Origin of the sequence: Brevibacillus thermoruber 423, assembly GCF_000454065.1 — a bacterium.
GTDB classification, from domain to species: Bacteria; Bacillota; Bacilli; order Brevibacillales; family Brevibacillaceae; genus Brevibacillus; species Brevibacillus thermoruber.
Map to the genome: position 1 here is coordinate 325,541 of NZ_KE695653.1, position 18,466 is coordinate 344,006.

An 18,466-nucleotide genomic window follows, 5' to 3' on the forward strand; every position below is an offset into this window, starting at 1 on the left:
GGGGCATCTTGATGCCCCCTGCTTGCTATTCTTTCGGATGAATCATGTTCTCCGGCCGAACGATCCGGTCGAACTCCTCCGCCGTCAACATCCCGCTTTTGACCGCCGCCTCCCGCAGCGTGATCCCTTCCTGGTGGGCCAGCTTCGCGACGGTCGCCGCCTTTTCGTAGCCGATGTGCGGGTTCAGCGCGGTGACCAGCATCAGCGAGCGTTCCAGATTCCGCTCGATCACCGGCCGGTTCGGTTCTATTCCGACTGCGCAGTTGTCGCAAAACGAGCGCATGGCGTCAGCCAGCAGCCGAGCCGATTGCAGGAAATTGTAGATGATCACCGGCTTGAACACGTTCAGCTCAAAGTTGCCCTGGCTGGCGGCAAATCCGATCGCCGCGTCGTTGCCCATCACCTGGCAGACGACCATCGTGAGCGCTTCGCTCTGCGTCGGATTCACCTTGCCGGGCATGATGGAGCTGCCCGGCTCATTGGCCGGAATCGTGATCTCGCCGATGCCGGAGCGCGGACCGCTGGCCAGCCACCTGACGTCGTTGGCGATTTTCATCAGATCGGCGGCAAGCGCTTTGAACGCGCCGTGGACGTGAACCAGCTCATCGTGGCTGGTCAAGGCGTGGAACTTGTTGACCGCGGAGACAAAGCGCTTCCCCGTCAGCCTGCTGATCTCTTCCGCCACCATTTCGCCGAACCGGGGATGAGCGTTGATGCCGGTGCCGACGGCCGTGCCGCCGATCGCCAGCTCCCGGAGGTATTCCGCGCTCTCCGTGATCATCCGTTCGCTTTTTTCCAGCATGCGGTGCCAGCCGCTGATCTCCTGTCCCAGCGTCAGCGGGGTGGCGTCCTGCAGATGGGTGCGGCCGATCTTGATCACGTCCCGGTACTCCTCGCTCTTCTGGCGCAGCGTTTCCTTGAGGGCGGCCAGAGCGGGCAGCACCTGGTCTTCTGCGGCGATCAGCCCGGCGACGTGCATCGCCGTCGGAAACGTGTCATTGGAGCTTTGCGCCTTGTTGACATCGTCGTTGGGATGGACCCGCAGCGCGCTTCCCTGCCGCTCCAGAAGCTGGTTGGCCCGGTTGGCGATCACTTCGTTCACGTTCATGTTGGACTGCGTGCCGCTGCCGGTCTGCCACACCACCAGGGGAAAATGCTCGTCCCACTTCCCCTGCAGCACCTCATCGGCCGCCGCCGCGATGGCCTCCGCCTTCTCGCTGTCCAGTTTGCCCAACCGCTGATTGACCAAAGCCGCGCTTTTCTTCAATACGGCAAACACCCGAATGATCTCCCGGGGCATCCGTTCCGTGCCGATCCGGAAGTTCTGGTAGCTGCGCTGCGTCTGCGCCCCCCACAGTTTGTCCGCGGGCACCCTCATTTCTCCCAGGGTATCCCTTTCGATTCTGTACTCCATGCGGCTTCCTCCTTAATGGGATATGCACAGTATATGATGTCCAACGCGCCTCTTTTCACATGTTTCTTTTCTTTCATGCCTCAGCACCGTTTTTACGGAATGAACGGACGTTTCGTTCAACAATGTTGACGCCAATGGTACGATAAATGCGTCAGTTCATGAGAATGTGGAGGTCGTGTATGGATCTTGTTGATCTGCTTCGCATGAAAAAAGTAAAGGTTACGGACATACCAAAATGGGGAACGTACCTGCGAAACCAATGGGAACATCACTTTGCCAATCATCTGAGTGATGACGAGAAACGCTCCATTTATCTGAATGTTGCCCATGGCTATTTATGGCACTTGTTCAGTTACGGGAAAAAAGCGTGTTTGGAGGGAGATAGCGCCGAAAAAGCCTTCAACGAAGAGCCAAAGAAGGCGTGTTTCTTGTTTTATCAACATTCGGACGATGCGTTCATTCTGGAGAACTCCTCCATGCTAACCGCGGATGACCTCCTGAACGAAATGGATGTGTACGTTGTCGATAAAGAATTTACCTGGACGTATGTGCGAACACACGAGACCGGCTGGTGCGGTCCTTACTTTAGCCGCAAATCGTAACGGAAGCAGGCGAACGCGGCACCGCCCGCAGCGCGAACGCCTGCCCGGAATCTGCCGTCTCCCCCTTCTCCCCCGTTACGGTATAATAAGCGTAGACGAATGACAGGAGACTTCCGCGATGATGATCTTGATCTTGCTGGCCATCTGGGCCTTCGGGTTATTTGTCCTCTTTACCGATCCGAAAAGCACGTCCGCCCGCTGGGGGAGCGCGACCGCGTTTGTCGGGGGAGGCGGCTTTTTCTCCGCCGTAATCGACGAGACGCTGTATCCGCTGGTGCAGGACTACGCGGCCCGCTATCCGGCGCTGGCGTTTCTGCTGCTGTTCACCAGCCGAAGCGCCTCCTTCCTCTGTCAGGTGGGGCTGCCGTACACGTACCTCATGTTCGCCGTCCACTCCGGCGACTGGTTCACGCGTAAGACGAAGCGGCTGATTCAGTACGCCGCCCTCGTCCCGCCGCTGGTCATGTGGGCGATCACGCCGATCTACCCGGTGCTCGCGTTCAACTACTGGATCATGGTCGCCTGGGTCTTTCCCTATTTCATCGCGGCCAGTCTGATGCTCGTGCTGCTGTACCGGAAGGAAAAGGACCCGCTCGTCAAAAAGAGCCGTCTGTTTACCAACATGCTCGTCATCATTCCCCTGCTGTTCGTGTTCATCCTGATCTACGTGATGCGGACGCAAAACCTGTACGACGCCTGGCGGTACAACAGCCTGGTCGTCGGAATTCAGTTTTTTCTGATTTTATTCATCAGCGTGAAGTACGGGTTTCTCGGCGTGAAGCTGCGCGTGGAAAAGCGGCGCCTGGACAGCACGCTGCGGGCGATGACCTCCGGGGCGCAGATCGTCAACCACACGATCAAGAACGAAGTGGGCAAAATCCTGCTCTACGCCGACCGGATTCAATCCCGCGCCGCCGAGACCAACCAGCCGGCCCTGCAGGAAGACGCGCGGATTTTGGCCCAATCGGCCCAGCATATTCTGAATATGGCCAACCGGATTCAGGGACAACTGCAGGACATCGTGCTGCGCGAGGAAACCGTGAACCCCGGCGAAGTGATTGCCCAGGTGCTGCACGTGCTAAAGCCTTGCGCCGACAAGCAGCGCGTCCACATCGTCACCGAGTTGGACGAGACGCTGCGGCTCACCTGTGATCCGGTGCAGCTCCGGGAGATTCTCACCAACCTCTGCATGAATGCCCTGGAGGCGATGAAAGCGGGCGGCACGCTCACGCTGCAGATGTTCTTGTCCAACAAGCACCTGGTCATCGCGGTGGCCGATACGGGCGTGGGCATTGCCCAGGAGCATCTGCCCTACGTGTTCGACCCGTTTTTTTCCACCAAGAAGACCGGCCAAAACTTCGGCCTGGGGCTGTCCTACTGCTACAACGTGATGCAGAAGCACCAGGGCATGCTGGAGATATACAGCGTCAAGGACAAAGGTACGACCGCGTTTCTGTTCTTCCCGCGCAGGCGTGTCGCGCGAGCCGGCAGAGCGGAGGCCTAGGAGGTGAAAACGATGGAAAAAATCCGCGTGTTTCTCGTGGAGGACGACCCGGCCTGGCGAACAGGCCTGGCCGATTATCTCAACCGGGAAGCCGACATCGCCGTCGTCGGCGAAGCCGGGTCCAAGGAAGAGGCGATCGAGCGGTTTGAACGCTGCGAAGCCGACGTGGTCCTGATGGACATCAATTTGAGCGAAAACAATCTGGACGGTATCGACACCGCGCTTGCCTTCGCCGACATGCGGGACGACTGCTGCATCATCATGCTGACTTCCCTGACGGCGCAAGACGTGATCGTCGAGTCCTTTTCCGCAGGTGCCGTCAATTACATCAGCAAGGCAAACTTCAAGGAGATCCCCGATGCCATCCGGGCGGCCCACCACCGCCAATCGGCGATCCACCCCACCGCGGCCGCCGCTTTGCGCAGCGAGTTTCTGCGCTTGAAACAGGAAGAGGCCCAAAAGCTGCTCTCCCCGGCGGAGAAAGACATCCTGCGGCTGATCGACCAGGGCCGCACCCAGTCCCAGATTGAACAGACCCTGCACATCACCAGGCGGACGATCAAAAATCACATCAACCGCATTTTGAAAAAAATGGGCGTCAAAACAAGCAAGGAAGCGGCCGCCAAAGCGAAGCAGAAAAAGATGCTCTGAGGCGCGTCCACCATGCCCCCAGCAGGTGTTATGACCAGGTACCAATGAAAGTTGGTACTTTTTTTGCCGGGGCCACTCCTTAGAATGAAAGCTGCAAGCACTTATTTTTTCGTAAAGGTGTGGTCCGTAATGGCACTCATGTATGGATTCGTCAAGTGGATTCTTTATCTCTGGTTCCGCCCCCGCTTCCGGGGCCTCGACAAACTGGACGTCTCCCGGCCCTGCATCATCATCCCCAACCACGTCTCGCTCCTGGACGCGGTCCTGCTGGCCTTTGTCCTGCCGTCCACCACCACTTTTGTGGCCAACACTGAAATCGCCAAAAGATTCGCCTTTTTCCTTCGCTTCCGCAAGCACGTTACGGTCGACCCGCTCAACCCCTACTCGATTCGGCACATGCTGCGGGTGCTCAAAAACGGTGAATCGCTGGTGATTTTTCCGGAAGGACGGATCACCACCACCGGCGGCCTGATGAAAATCTACAGCGGCGTCGGCTATCTGGCCATCCGCACCGGCGCTCCCGTCTATCCGGTCATCATCCAGGGGCTGGAACGGTCGGTGTTCTCCTATCTGAAAGGCAAAGTGCGGATCGCCTGGTTCCCGAAAGTGACCATTTCCATCGGCACGCCGTTCACCCTGCAGAAGAACGAACACGAATCGATGCGCGAGCAGAAGGCGGCGGCGAGCGACTTGATCCTGCGCACGCTGCAGACCGAGCTGTTCCGGGCGCGGATGAAGCAGGACGTCAACCTGTTTGACGAAGTGCTGGAAGCGGCCCGCATCCACGGCGCCAGGCAGATGATCGCCAAGGATCTGACCTCCTCCGTCAGCTATCGCACCCTGCTGATCGCCAGCTACCTGCTCGGCGACAAGTGGAACACGCTCTTGGCCGGCAAACGGACCGTCGGCGTGCTCCTGCCCAACTCGGTCGGTCATCTGGTCACCCTGCTCTCCCTGTTTCGGTTGGGAATCACCCCCGCGATCCTGAACTTCTCGCTCGGCGTCCGGTCACTCCTGGACTGCTGCGAGACGGCGGGCATCCACACGGTCCTGACTTCCCGCGTGTTTATCGAAAAAGGGAAGCTGGAGCATCTGATCCAGGGCCTTTCCGAGCGCGTCGCGATCATCTACCTGGAGGATGTGAAAGCCTCCGCGACCACCGGCAACAAGCTCACCGCCCTTTTCCGCTACCTGACCGGCCAGCGGTCGCAGGCAGGCGCCAACGAACTGATCCTGTTCACCTCGGGCAGCGAAAGCAAACCGAAAGGCGTCGTCCTGACGCACACCAATGTGTACGCCAATATCCAGCAGGTGACCAGCGTGATCGACATCACCGCCCGCGACAAGATTTTCAACGCGCTGCCGATGTTTCACAGCTTTGGGCTGACGGCAGGCACCCTGCTTCCGGTCGTCGCCGGGGTCCCCGTCTTTCTGTACCCCAGCCCGCTGCATTACAAGGTGATCTCCGAACTGTGCTACGACCAGAATGCGACGATCCTGTTCGGCACTTCCACCTTCCTGGCCGGGTACGGCAAAGCCGCCCATCCCTACAACTTCTATTCGCTCCGCTACGTCTTCGCCGGTGCGGAGAAGCTGAAACCGGATGTCCGGCAGTTGTGGATGGAGAAATTCGGGGTGCGGATTTTTGAAGGCTACGGCGCGACGGAGACGTCTCCGATCCTGTCGCTCAATACGCCGCTGGCCAACAGGCCGGGTACCGTCGGACGGCTGCTGCCCGGCATCGAATCCCGTCTGGAGCCGGTGGAGGGCATCGCCCGAGGCGGCCATCTGCTGGTCAAAGGGCCCAACGTGATGAAAGGGTACCTGATTCACGGCAAGGGTTTCCTCCCGGCAGACGACTGGTACCCGACAGGCGATCTGGTGGAACAGGATGCCGACGGCTTTCTCACGATCCAGTCGCGGTTGAAACGCTTCGCCAAAATCGCCGGCGAGATGGTCTCGCTCAACCTGGTGGAAGAATTGGCCGCCCAGTGTTTCGGCCACTCCGAGCTGGCCGCCATCGCCGTCAGCGACCCGCGCAGGGGCGAAAAAATCGTGCTGTACACGACCGACGAATCCGTGCGCACGGACCGGCTGCGGGCGTACCTGGCAGAGAGGCAGTTTTCTCCCCTGCTGCTGCCGTCCGCCGTGCACGTCATCAAACAACTGCCGCTCCTGGGCAGCGGCAAAACCGATTACGTCGCGCTGAAACAGTTGGCCGAACAAGGGAGGAACGCGTCGTGAAGACGAGATGGCAGCCGCTTCAGGCCCTGTACGTTACGCAGTTTTTGTCCGCGTTTGCCGACAACATGATTTTGTTTGTGATCGCCAATCTGCTGCGGGAGAACGGCTTTTCTCCCGCGATGCTCGCACTCGTCTCGATGTCGTTTTTCCTGCCGTACATCGTCCTCGCCCCGGTCGTCGGCCCGTTTGCCGACAAGCATCCCAAATCGGTGGTGCTGGTGATCGGCAACCTGATCAAGGCGCTCGGCGTCCTGCTGCTGCTGGTGACCGATCATGCCAGCATCCTGATGCTGATGCTCAGCTACTTCACGGTCGGGGTGGGGGCTGTCGTCTACTCCCCGGCCAAGTACGGGATTCTGCCGGAGCTGACGCACAGCGAAGACGACCTGTTCCGCGCCAACGCGCGAATCGAAGCGTACACGATCATCGCCATTTTGACCGGGATCGGCGGCGGAGGGGCCATCGCCTCGATGACGCCTCCCCTGATCTCCTCGTTGATCTGCATGGCCCTGTACGTCTGTTCCGTGGCGATGACGTTTTTTATCCCGCGCCTCAACGGCAACCCCCGGATTCGCTACGGCGCGGAGGCGCGGCGGTTCTTCCACAACTTCCGGCAGTTGATGGGACGGCCGGAGACCAGCTTCTCCCTGATCGGCACCGGCGCGTTCTGGATGAGCTCGGCCGTTCTGCGGGTCGCGGTGCTAGCCTGGATTCCCGCCGCGCTCGGCATCCATCCGGAGAGCTTTTCCGTCTCGCTGATCCTGGCCACCACCTCGATCGGGATCATCTTCGGCGCGTTTCTCGCGCCCCGGCTGATCCCGCTGAACCGGTTCTACCGTTCGGTTGTCTACGGATTCGGGATGTTCCTGCTGATTCTGCTGTTCCCCTGGTTTCACGTCACGGCGATCGCCATCCTGTTCCTGCTTTTGGTCGGCTTCATGGGCGGCGTGTTTATCGTCCCGATGAACACCGTCCTGCAGGAGGAAGGAAAAAAGGTCGTCGGTACCGGGCAGACGATCGCGATCCAGAATTTCGTCGAAAACATCCTCATGCTGGTCGGCTCCGGCCTCTACTACTTCATCGTCTACCTCGGCGCCTCCGTATCGGCCGCAATCGTGGCACAGGGGCTCCTGCTGCTGCTCTTTCTGCTCTATCTCAACGGTCAGACGAAGCGGCTTCCCCGCGGCCGGGCGGAAAGAAGCGCGGGCCTGTAATGGGAAAAGCCGTGACGCGCTTCGTGTCACGGCTTTTTGCTGTGCGGGCGGCGTGTTCACACACCGGCCTTCTCATTGGCGTACGCCTGCAAGCACGCCAAAAACATCGCGCCGTACTTCTCAAACTTCGACTCGCCGACGCCTTTGACGCCAAGCATCGCCCGTTTGTCGGTCGGACACAGCCGGCTCATCTCCTGCAAGGTGCTGTCGTGGAAGATGACGTAGGGCGGCACGCCTTCGCGCTGGGAAATCTCCTTGCGAAGCCGCCGCAGCCGCTCAAACAGCTCGTCGTCGTCTTCCTGCCTGGAGGGGCGAACCCATACCTTTTGCCACACCTTCTCTTCCCCTTTCAGCACGGGGATCGCTTTTTCCGCCAGCGTCACGACCGGATAGCGGCTTTCCGTCATGCCCAGATATCCCTCGGCAATCAGCAGATGGATCAGGTCGGCAATCTCCTGCTCCGTGTACTCGCTCATCACCCCATAGGTGGGCAGCTTGTCAAAGCCGAACTGGGCCACTTTCTTGTTTTTCGAGCCTTTCAATACCTGGGCCGTCAGCGAGACGCCGAAGCGTTCCCTCATCCGCTTGACGCAGGAAAAGATTTTTTGCGCCTCCACCGTGATGTCCACCAGTTCCGCCTCGTTGGTGCAGTTGCCGCATCGGCCGCAGGCCTGCGCCGACGTCTCGCCGAAGTACTGCACGATGTGCTGCTGCAGGCACCGGGGCGTCCGGCAGTAATCGATCATCGCGTACAGCCTTTTGTATTCGGCTTCTTTCCGCTCATCCGCGAGCTGGTTCTGCTCGATCAAAAACGTTTGCGTCCGGATATCCTGCGGGTGAAACAGCAGGATGCACTCGCTTGTGGCGCCGTCCCTGCCCGCCCGTCCGGCTTCCTGGTAGTAGGCTTCCAGATTTTTCGGCATGTTGTAGTGGATCACGTAGCGGACATTGGACTTGTCGATGCCCATGCCAAACGCGTTGGTGGCGATCATCGTCCGGACGTCGTCAAACAGAAACGCCTCCTGGTTGCCCGCCCGCTCCGCTTCACTCAGGCCGGCGTGGTAGCGGGTGACGGACAACCCTCGTTCCCGCAGGTACTCGTACAGCCCGTCCACCTCTTTTCGGGTCGCCGCATAGACGATACCGGCCTGCTCCGGATGGGCCCGCAGATAGTCCAGCACAAAGCGGCGGCGGTCCTCACCTTTGCGCACGGACAAGACCAGGTTGTCCCGGGCAAAGCCGGAGATGAAGACGGCTTCGTCCCGCAGCCCGAGCAGCCGGCGGATGTCCTCCGTCACTTCGGGCGTAGCCGTAGCCGTCAGCGCCGCCACGACGGGCCGTTTCGGCAGCGATTGGACGAACCGGGCAACCGCCAGATAGCTGGGGCGGAAATCGTGCCCCCACTGCGAGACGCAGTGGGCTTCATCGACCGCGACAAACGACACGGGCAGTTCGTTGGCCCAGGTAAGAAAGTGTTCCGACTCCAGCCGCTCCGGCGCCAGATACAGCAGCTTGTACGCCCCTTGGCGGGCGTGCTCCAGCCGGCGGCGCACTTCCGCGTAATCCAGCGTGCTGTTGATCTGGGTGGCGGGAATCCCCGCGCTGACCAGCCCGTCCACCTGGTCTTTCATCAGCGAGATGAGCGGGGAGATGACGATCGTCAGCCCGTCAAACAGCAGGGCCGGGACCTGATAGCAGATGGACTTCCCGCCCCCGGTCGGCATGATGCCCACGGTATCGCGGCCGGACAGCAGGCTGTGGACGATCTGTTTTTGCCCCTCCCGAAACGACGGGTAACCGAAGTGCTTGTGCAGGACGTCTTCCGCTTGTTTCAACAACGTGATCCACCCCTTTACTTTTCATGAGTCTGCGCAAAAAAGCATCCGAGAGCGCTTTAAGACTGCTCTCGGATTGCTTATACCATGCGAGACAGGGATAAAAACAGCTACGTCGCTTTGACCGTCCGCCGCTGCATCAGAAGCAGCCGGCCGAACAAAAACACGGCGCCCGCAGCCAGGCCGGCGATCAGGCCGATCCAATACCCGAACGCGGCCAGGGAGGTGTAGTTGGCCAAGAGATAGCCGAGCGGCAGGCCAATCACCCAGTAGGAGACAAGCGCGGCGACGAACGGGACCGTCACGTCCTTGTACCCGCGCAAAATGCCCTGGATCGGGGCAGCCACCGCGTCCGACAGGAGAAACAGAATCGAGTACATCAGGAACTGCTGCGTAAGCTGAAGCACGTCCGGGTCGGTCGTGTAAAAGCCGGCCACCTGTTCGCTAAACAGGAACAGCCCGACGGCGAACAAGCTCGCCATCACCAGGGCGATCCCGATTCCCAGGTAGCTGTACTGGCGCGCGTCCCGGAACCGTTCCGCCCCCACTTCAAACCCGACCACGATGGTGAGCGCCATGGAGATGCTCAGCGGCACCATGTAAATAAACGAAGCGAAGTTCATCGCCGCCTGGTGAGCCGCGATCGTGACCGTGTTGAACTGGCTCATCAGCAGCGTGACGGCGGCAAAAATGCTCACCTCGAAAAAGATCGAGAAGCCGATCGGCACGCCCAGCCGGAGCAGCTCTTTCCACGCGGGCAAGGACACGCGGAACAGCCGCGAAAACATCCTGTATTCGGTAAACGGCTCGACGCGATGCACCACGTACAAGCTGATCAGGGCAATGCACCAATAGGTGATGGCCGATGCCACCCCCGCACCGACGCCCCCGAGCCGGGGAAACCCGAAATTCCCGAAAATGAGCACGTAGTTCAGTGCGACGTTGATCGGCAGGGAAATCAGCGTAATGACCATCGTCACCCGCGTCATGCCGAGCGCGTCGATAAAACAGCGCAGCACGGTGTAGACAAACATGGGCACGATGCCAAACGACAGCGCGATCAGGAATCGCCGGGCAATGTCGCGAACGTCCGTCTCCAGATTCATGCTGTTCAAAATCGGCTGGAGAACCAGCGCGCCGCACAGGATGACGGCGACGGCGATCACGACGGACAAATAGAGCGCCTGCATGACCGTAAACGGCACCTGATCCTTCCGCATGGCACCGACCAGTTGGGCCACCATCGGCGTCACCGCCAGCAGGATACCGGTCAGTCCCGACTGAATCGGGACCCAGATGCTCGACCCGATCGCCACGCCCGCCAGATCGACGGGACTGGCGTGGCCCGACATGATGGTGTCAAAGAAGGTCATGGCAAACAGGGCCAACTGCGAGACCAGAATCGGCAGCAGAACGGACAGGAACTGACGCAGTTTTTCTTGGAGCGTGTGCGTTTGATGCATGGTTTGTTCATCCTCCGAAAACGGCAGACGCGGCGAAATCGATCCGCCCCGCTCTCATCCAAAAGATGGCTCCGCTCTATTCTACCATGCGATCCCGTCCGCGTCCGCATATGAATAACGCCGGGGGCACACAATATCACTGGCAACAACGACAAGGAGGGCAGGACGATGAACAAACAACGGGCAAAAGAAATTGCCGCTTCCCCCGTCATGGCAAACGTGACCTGCGACGGCACTCCCGTCTACATCCAGCATGTCGATGAACAGAACGAAACGGCCCGCATCTATCCCCTGGGTGAACCGGAAAAGGAACAGACGGTGCCGTTGAATCGTTTGATTGAGCATTAAGATAGGCAAAGAACGAAGAAACCTCCGGATAAGGAGGTTTCTTCGTTGTTCGCGGTGAAACGCCAACGGTCATTTGCCGCCCTTCATGATGCTTTCGATCACGTCCAGACCCTTGTACTGCCCCATCGCCAACGGGCCCATGATTTCAGTATCCACAACGAACACGCGGTTGTTCTTCACAGCGCGCAGATTCTTCCAGACCGGATTTTGCTCCAGTTCCTTCAGCGCTACGTCCGCCGAGCGGGTAAAGTCCTCCCCCAGAAAAATGTAATCCGGATTCAACTCGCTTACGCCCTCCAGGCTGATTTCGCCGTAATCCCCCATTTTGTCAAATGGCGTAAAGCCGAGCTCCTTGTAATAAGGAGACATGCGCACCCCACCATAGTAGTTAAATCCTTTGCCCCACGTCATCAAAAACAGGGCCGTTTTTCCCTTCTCGCCGGATTGTTCCATCAACGAGGCGACGTCCTTCAGTTTTTGGCGATAGCTGTCTATGTATTGCTGCGCCTTTCAGCCCGGCCACACCCTTGACCGCCGCAGTCTCACCGATGGCAAACAAGTGATCGGCGTAGGGCGTGGGGAGATCACACGGGTGCGGCACGATGGATATCAGTGATGATTGATGTATAATCAAAACAAGGATGCTGATGAACGGAACCCATGATGGAAGCGGAGGATCAGAGAAATGCGTACTGATGAAACCGTGTACTATCGCGAAGTCCAGCGTTTTCGGCAGATATGGCTGTGGGCGATTGTGATTGCCATCGATATCTTGATGGTGTCCACCTTTTCGTACGATTTCTACCAGCGGATTTTTTTGGGAAGAACGGTTGATGAGCCAATGTCCGCGGCGGAAGCGTGGATCACCTGGATGTTGTTGGGTATTGTGCTTCCGTTCCTGATCACCGCGCTGTTCTTGTCCAAACTGGTGGTGGAGGTAACGGAACAGGGGGTGTCGATCCGCTATTTCCCCTTCGTCCGCCGCCGCATCCCCTACACGGGCATTGCGTCGCATGAAGTGTGCCAATTCAGCCCGTTCTGGGATTTTGGCGGATGGGGCATCAGATGGTTTCCCGGCGGATGGGCCTACATCGTCAGCGGAAATCGCGGGGTCAAACTGCGGTTGAACGACAACAAACTGCTGATTATCGGCTCCCACCATCCCGAAAAGCTGGCGGAAGCCATCGCCGAGGCGATGGGAGACAGGCGGGACGGGTGAAAAAGGTTCCCGTCCGATCCGGCACGTCCTTCCCCCATGCGCGCGCATGAACGTGATCCCCTCTTGCTTGCAGGCAAACTCCCTCTGCCGGCTGCGGCTGCGAGGGAGTTTGTTCTTGCGCGGTTTACACCATGCCCGGAGACAGTGTCCCCGTCGTCTCGCTGAATGACACCCGCTCTCCCTGCTGAAGCTGATACATGTGATAATAGCGGCCGCCCAGCTTCATCAGCGTCTCGTGGTCTCCCCGCTCCACGATTTCGCCCCGGTCCAGGACGAGAATCAGATCGGCGTGTTTGATCGTCGACAGCCGATGCGCGATGATAAACGTCGTCCGCCCCTTTTTCACCACGTCCAACGCCTCTTGGATGATCGCTTCCGTTTCCGTGTCGATGTTGGAGGTGGCTTCGTCCAGGATCAGGATGGCGGGATCAAATGCAAGCGCGCGGGCAAACGAAATGAGCTGCCGCTGGCCCGCCGACAGGGTGCTGCCTTTTTCCACCACGGGCTCGTCGATGCCGTTGGGCAAATGCTTGAGCAGGCGATCCGCTCCAATCTCGCTCAGCACCTTTTCCACGCGCTCCCGGGAGATGGCAGGATCACCCAGCGACACGTTGGACGCGATCGTTCCCGTAAACAGGAACGGGTCCTGCAGCACGATGCCCATGTGCTCCCGCACGGTCTGCCGGGGCATCTCGCGAATGTCCCGATCGTCGATGGCAATACGTCCGCGGCTTGCGTCATAAAAACGGAAGAGCAGATTCAGGATGGAGCTTTTCCCGGACCCCGTATGTCCGACCAGCGCCACCGTCTGTCCCGGCATCGCCTCAAACGAAATGCCTTTGAGCACATACTCGTCATCCTTGTAGGCGAACCATACGTCTTCGAAGGTCACTTTCCCCCGGTACCGCTCCATCTTCTGGTCCGAGACGTCTTCGCCCTCCTCGTCGAGCAGGACGAATACCCGCTCTGCGGAGACAAGCGCGGTCTCCAGGTTGGGCAGTTGATTCACAATACCGACAATCGGCTGGAACAGCCGGTTCAGATAATCGACAAACGCATACAGCACGCCGAGCGAGATCGCTCCCTCCGCTCCGGCGATGGAGACGCCGCCAAAATACCAGATCAGCGCCACAAAGGCGATCGTCCGGATCACCCCGACCAGATTGTGGCCGGTCAGGGCGTTCAAGCTGAGCAGCTTGCTCCGGTACGTGAAGTGGCGAGTATTGTACTCCTCGAACTCCCGCTCCGTTTGTTTCTCCCGGCGAAACGCCTTAATCACCGCAATCCCCTGGATCGATTCGTTGATCATGGCGTTGATTTCGCTAACGGTGGAGCGAATGACGCGGTTGTACCGCTTGGCGAACAGCCGGTAGGCGTACATCCACACCGCCAGCACGGGCACGATGAACAGGCAGATCGCCGCCAGCCGGACATCCAGCACGAAAAGGGCGGCAAACACCCCGATCATGTAAATCGAACCGGTAAAAAAGTTGGCCAACACCGATACGTACAGCTCTCGTATCGATTCCGTGTCGTTGGTGATCCGCGACACGACCTTTCCCGCCGGCAGATTGTCAAAATAGCGGATCGGCAGCCGGTGAATGTGAGCGAACACGTCCGTCCGCATTTTTCGGATGATCCGGTTGGCCGTAGCCTGCAGCAGGTACCGCTGACCGTAACTGAACAGCGCCGAGATGACGAGCAGCCCGAAATAGACCCGGCAGAGGTCAAGCAGCCCGTTCATCTCCGGGCGGAAAAACATGAACATCTCCCCGGCAGTCAGCCTGCGCGCTTCATAGGTCTTCATCTGCTCCCCTTTTGTGATCATCAAGCGCCCGTTTTCCGTGATGGATCGATCGCCGTCAAAAGCAAGCGGGCTTTCGACAAAATAGTAATCCCGGTTCACCTGCAGGACCCTGACCTCCGCACCGCGCGGCTCGTCGGCGGCAAAGCGGTCCGCCCGTTTGTACAGCGTTTCGCCGTACGCGACCGCATACGGCCCTTCCACCTTCGTCTCGTACCAGGGCTGCTCGATGCCGGAAATGTGCACATCGATCATCCGCTTGGCGATGAGCGGCCCGGCCAGGTCCGTGCCCACGGCGACGGCCAGCATGAGCAGCGCCAGGATCAGCGAGGTTTTGAAATGCAGCGCGTAACGCATCAGCCGCCTGCCTGTCTTGGCCAGGCTGCCGGCGGTCCGGTCCATCTCCAAATCGTACTGTTCCTTCTCCATACTCACGTTTTGTTTCACCCGCTCCCGGTCAGTTTTGCTTCCACTTGCTGGCGTTCAAACTGCTCCTTGTACCAGCCGCCTTGTTCCATAAGCTGATCGTGCGTGCCCCGCTCCACAATCCGTCCCTCGTCGAGCACCAGGATAAGATCGGCGTGTTGAACGGCGGAGAGCCGGTGCGCCGTGATGATCGTCGTTTTGCCGGCACGCGCCCGGCGGATGTTGGCGATGATCTCCGCTTCCGTCCGCGCGTCCACCGCCGACATCGCATCGTCCAGGATGAGAATGGGCGGATCGGCAATCAGCGCCCGCGCGATGGAGACCCGCTGTTTCTGTCCGCCCGAGAGCGCGACGCCTTTTTCCCCGACAAGCGTTTCCAACCCGTGCGGCAGGTAAGCCAAATCCTTTTGGAAGGCCGATGCCGCGATCGCGTCGTCCAACTGCTCCGCTGTCGCGCCGCCATTGCCAAATACAATATTGTTCCTCACCGTTCTTGAGAACAAAAACTGCTCCTGCGGCACATACCCGTACCACGATTTCAGCCGGTCCATGTCGATCCGGTCGATCGGGATGCCGGAGATGGTGACGGCCCCTTCTCCCGGCGGATATTCCCGCAGCAACTGCTTGACGAGCGTCGTTTTGCCGCTGCCGGTGCGTCCCACCAGCCCCAGCGTCTGCCCCTTTTCCAGAGTAAAGGTCACGTCCTCCAAATTGTTGACGGCAGACGTCGGATAACGAAACGTCACGTGTTTGAATGCGATCCGTTCGGGACGTTCCACCGCGATCGTCTCCTCCGGTTCGGGAACGTCAGGCGGACAGCCGAGCGTTTCAGTGACCCGGTCCAGAGAGGCATTGCCCCGCTGCATCACGTTGATCATCTCGCCGATCGCGAACATCGGCCAAATCAGCATGCCCAGGTACACGTTGAAGGACACCAGCCCGCCGATCGTCAATTCGTTGTGAAAGACCAGGGAGGCCCCGTACCCAAGCCCGATCAGGTAACTGGCCCCGACAAACATCTTGATCGTGGGCTCGAACAGGGAGTCGATCCTGGCGACGGCCAGATTTTTCTCCAGCACGTCCCGGGTCACGTCGGCAAAATGCTTCTCCGCCGCCCGCTCCTGCACGTAGGCCCGGATCACACGAATGCCCGAGATCGTCTCCAGCACTCCGTCATTCATCTCCCCGAACGCGTCCTGCGCCGCCGTAAACCGCGCATGCATCCATTTCCCGTAAAAACGGATCAGGACCGCCATGATCGGCAGCGGCAAAATGGCCGCCAGCGTCAGCTTCCAGGAGACAAACGCAATCATCGTCACCAGGAGCGTCGCCATCCAAACCGTGGAGTCAATGAACGTCAAAATCCCAAAGCCGGCCGTTTGCGAAATCGCCTGCAGGTCGTTCGTCGCCCGCGCCATCAGGTCACCCGTGCGGTTCCGTTCAAAAAAGGGCGGGCTCATCTTGAGAAAATGGCGCATCAGCCGCGACCGCATCAGCCGCTCCACCACGAACGCCCCTCCAAACAACTGATACATCCACACGTAGGTGATGAGGTACACGACCACCGCGATGCCGACCAGCAAGAGCAGCGTCTGCGTCATCCCTGCCCACGTCAGCGTACCGTGCTGAATGGCGTCAATCGAGCGGCCCACCATCATCGGCGGCATCACCTCCAGGATGCCGACAAAAATGAGCAGCGACACGGCCAGCGTATACCGTTTCCACTCCTGCCTGAAAAACCATCCGAGCTTTCGTATGACCGACAGCATGTTGTTCCCCTCCTCATTCATTTCCAGACAAAAAAGCACACCACTCGAAAGCGGTGTGCTTTGTCACAGCGAGTCAACGATAGGAAAAGCGCATGCCACGAGGGTGCGTGACCTGCGCCTGCTTACGCTTACGCAGCGAAAAGGGCTCGTGTGCACCGTACTGCTCTTCGCGTCAGGAGGGAGGTCACGTCATGAGATATGGAGTTGCGACCGGCATCAAACGGAATCCAAATCCTGATCATGACAGACAGCCCCCTTTCCAGAAAATTTCATCCTTTGCGTATACTGGTACGGTATCACGAATGGATGAATCTGTCAATTGATTTTCCCGTGTTCCCGTGACCGGCCATCGCTACTGTTCACTGCCCCGGCAGTTGAGGCGAATGCGAGAACCCCTATCATTTCTTGCTTGTTTCTTGGCATGAACCCCATTATAATGGATTCGTAATAATGATTTTCATTATCAGTGAAAGGTGGTGGCTGAATGGTGAAGCACGTGCGAGCGGAAGAACCAACTTCCATAGCCAAAATCATTCGTGAAAGACGAACGATACGTTCCTTTACGAATGAGCCTGTTACCAAGGAACTGATCATCGATCTTCTCAATGACGCCGTCTGGGCCCCCACTCACGGGTTGAGGCAGCCTTGGCGTTTTCTGTTCGTGTCCACAGACGAAAAGGAACGCTTCATCGAGTATCTTCTTCAGGCCTTTCCGAACGATCAGCAGGACAAGATGCGCACCTATTTTCACGCGCAGGCTTCCGCCTTTTTGATTGTCATCATGTCGGAAGACCCTCGACCGAAACAATGGGAAGAAGACTTTGCGGCATCAGCCGCCATGATCCAGAACTTTCAGCTGCTGGCATGGGAACGGAAACTTGGCGTCGTGTGGAAAACCAACAACCACAACTGGGACCCCAAGGTTCGCCAACTGCTGGGGGTAAAACCCGGAGAGAAAATCGTCGGGTTTCTGCATCTGGGATTTTTCGACAGCGAACAGATTCCGGAACCAAAACCGCGTACGCCCGCTGAAGAGAAACTCACCCTGTTTGAAAATCTGAAGCCATAACACGGAGGAATCTGATGTTGCTTTATTCACGTCAACCATGGATTGCCCTGCTTCTTTGCGCGCTTATCATTCTCCTGACGGCCTGCAGCGGCATTTCGGAGACAGCAGCCCCCGCTGCGACAACCGAACCGAAAGCGCCAGCCCAGGAAGAATCCCGAACCATCCAGCATGAGATGGGAGAAACGGTGATCAAGGCCAAACCTGAAAAAATTGCGGTTCTGTTTCCTTCGATGATCGATTTTCTTCTGTCCGTGAACGAAACACCCTACGCGGCCGTTAGCGGCGGACCGAAAAGTAAAGAGTTTTCCTGGTATTTGAAGGATCGCATGACCAACACCGTCAATTTGGGCTGGCTGGTCAATTCTACGAATCTGGAAGCGGTCGTGGATGCCCAGCCCGACTTGATCGTGGCTAGCGATGCTTTTGCCAAAGTCTACGAACAGTTGTCCAAAATTGCGCCAACCGTCATCATCAAGCCCGCTGAAACCAAAGACGGCGTGAAGGATTGGCGGCAAACGTTCATCAAGACGGCTGAAATCGTAGGAAAAGAAGACGAGGCCAAACAAGTCATTGCAGCCTATGAGCAGAAAGCCAAAGACGCACGGGAAAAAATCGCCAAAGCGATCGGCAATGAAACCGTTATGTTCTTGCGTGTAACGGCCAAGGAACTTCGTTATTACGGCGCGAAAAACTTCGATGTGCTGTACAATGACCTGGGGTTACATAAACCTGCGCATTTCCCGGATAACAGCGCAACCTTCCAACCGCTGTTTGCATATTGGGCCTTGTGCCCTTCCACCGAACGCGTGGAAGGGTTTTTCTGTGCCTTACGCTTTCCCTGGCGAGGAACGCATGCCCTTTTCCTATAAGAAAAACACGGTACATCCAACCTTTTTCCGTCGAA

The 18,466-nt window shown here is 58.4% G+C and carries 14 protein-coding genes and 1 pseudogene; 9 read left to right on the top strand and 6 right to left on the bottom strand.

Going from position 1 to position 18,466, the window contains the following annotated elements:
* Positions 1–25 precede the first annotated feature (25 nt).
* Complete coding sequence (gene fumC, locus M516_RS0118875) at positions 26–1,414, bottom strand: class II fumarate hydratase (RefSeq protein ID WP_029100502.1); 1,389 nt, start codon at positions 1,412–1,414, stop codon at positions 26–28.
* Between the two features lie 179 nt (positions 1,415–1,593).
* On the opposite strand from fumC, the gene M516_RS0118880 reads away from it, so the two are divergent.
* From M516_RS0118880 to lplT, 5 genes are all read left to right on the top strand, one after another.
* A complete protein-coding gene (locus tag M516_RS0118880; RefSeq protein ID WP_029100503.1) occupies positions 1,594–2,016 on the top strand; it encodes a DUF4275 family protein in 423 nt (140 codons plus the stop codon).
* 118 nt (positions 2,017–2,134) lie between these two features.
* A complete protein-coding gene (locus M516_RS0118885; RefSeq protein ID WP_029100504.1) occupies positions 2,135–3,520 on the top strand; it encodes a sensor histidine kinase in 1,386 nt (461 codons plus the stop codon).
* Between the two features lie 12 nt (positions 3,521–3,532).
* A complete protein-coding gene (locus tag M516_RS0118890; RefSeq protein ID WP_029100505.1) occupies positions 3,533–4,171 on the top strand; it encodes a response regulator in 639 nt (212 codons plus the stop codon).
* Between the two features lie 129 nt (positions 4,172–4,300).
* Positions 4,301–6,415, top strand: coding sequence for an AMP-binding protein (locus tag M516_RS0118895; protein WP_029100506.1), 2,115 nt, complete (start codon positions 4,301–4,303; stop codon positions 6,413–6,415).
* Entirely contained in the window at positions 6,412–7,629 is a 1,218-nt protein-coding gene (gene lplT, locus M516_RS0118900) for a lysophospholipid transporter LplT (protein WP_029100507.1), read from the top strand. The genes M516_RS0118895 and lplT overlap by 4 nt, the downstream gene beginning before the upstream one ends.
* A gap of 56 nt (positions 7,630–7,685) precedes the next feature.
* Here lplT and recQ read toward each other — a convergent pair whose 3' ends face one another.
* Together recQ and M516_RS0118910 are read right to left on the bottom strand one after the other, a co-directional pair.
* Positions 7,686–9,467 (bottom strand): DNA helicase RecQ, encoded by a 1,782-nt coding sequence (gene recQ / locus M516_RS0118905; RefSeq protein ID WP_029100508.1) that lies wholly within the window; start codon positions 9,465–9,467, stop codon positions 7,686–7,688.
* 107 nt (positions 9,468–9,574) lie between these two features.
* Positions 9,575–10,927: an MATE family efflux transporter gene (locus M516_RS0118910; RefSeq protein ID WP_029100509.1), complete on the bottom strand. Its 1,353-nt coding sequence runs from the start codon at positions 10,925–10,927 to the stop codon at positions 9,575–9,577.
* 168 nt (positions 10,928–11,095) lie between these two features.
* On the opposite strand from M516_RS0118910, the gene M516_RS0118915 reads away from it, so the two are divergent.
* Positions 11,096–11,275 carry a small acid-soluble spore protein H gene (locus M516_RS0118915; RefSeq protein ID WP_029100510.1) on the top strand — a complete coding sequence of 60 codons (180 nt, stop codon included), beginning with the start codon at positions 11,096–11,098 and terminating at the stop codon, positions 11,273–11,275.
* A gap of 69 nt (positions 11,276–11,344) precedes the next feature.
* Here the strand turns inward: M516_RS0118915 and M516_RS0118920 are convergent.
* Positions 11,345–11,773, bottom strand: a pseudogene (locus M516_RS0118920) (ABC transporter substrate-binding protein); the annotation flags it as partial.
* A gap of 187 nt (positions 11,774–11,960) precedes the next feature.
* On the opposite strand from M516_RS0118920, the gene M516_RS0118925 reads away from it, so the two are divergent.
* Positions 11,961–12,494: a hypothetical protein gene (locus M516_RS0118925; RefSeq protein WP_035290208.1), complete on the top strand. Its 534-nt coding sequence runs from the start codon at positions 11,961–11,963 to the stop codon at positions 12,492–12,494.
* A 124-nt stretch (positions 12,495–12,618) separates the two neighbouring features.
* Here the strand turns inward: M516_RS0118925 and M516_RS0118930 are convergent, their stop codons facing one another.
* Both M516_RS0118930 and M516_RS0118935 read right to left on the bottom strand, forming a co-directional pair.
* On the bottom strand, positions 12,619–14,727 hold the full coding sequence (locus tag M516_RS0118930) for an ABC transporter ATP-binding protein (protein ID WP_029100513.1): 2,109 nt from the start codon (positions 14,725–14,727) through the stop codon (positions 12,619–12,621).
* A gap of 14 nt (positions 14,728–14,741) precedes the next feature.
* Positions 14,742–16,493, bottom strand: coding sequence for an ABC transporter ATP-binding protein (locus M516_RS0118935; RefSeq protein ID WP_029100514.1), 1,752 nt, complete (start codon positions 16,491–16,493; stop codon positions 14,742–14,744).
* A 484-nt stretch (positions 16,494–16,977) separates the two neighbouring features.
* Between M516_RS0118935 and M516_RS0118940 the strand changes: the two genes are divergently transcribed.
* Entirely contained in the window at positions 16,978–17,562 is a 585-nt protein-coding gene (locus M516_RS0118940) for a nitroreductase family protein (protein ID WP_035290211.1), read from the top strand.
* Positions 17,563–17,576: 14 nt separating this feature from the next.
* Positions 17,577–18,431, top strand: coding sequence for an ABC transporter substrate-binding protein (locus M516_RS23925; RefSeq protein ID WP_081656604.1), 855 nt, complete (start codon positions 17,577–17,579; stop codon positions 18,429–18,431).
* Positions 18,432–18,466 lie beyond the last annotated feature (35 nt).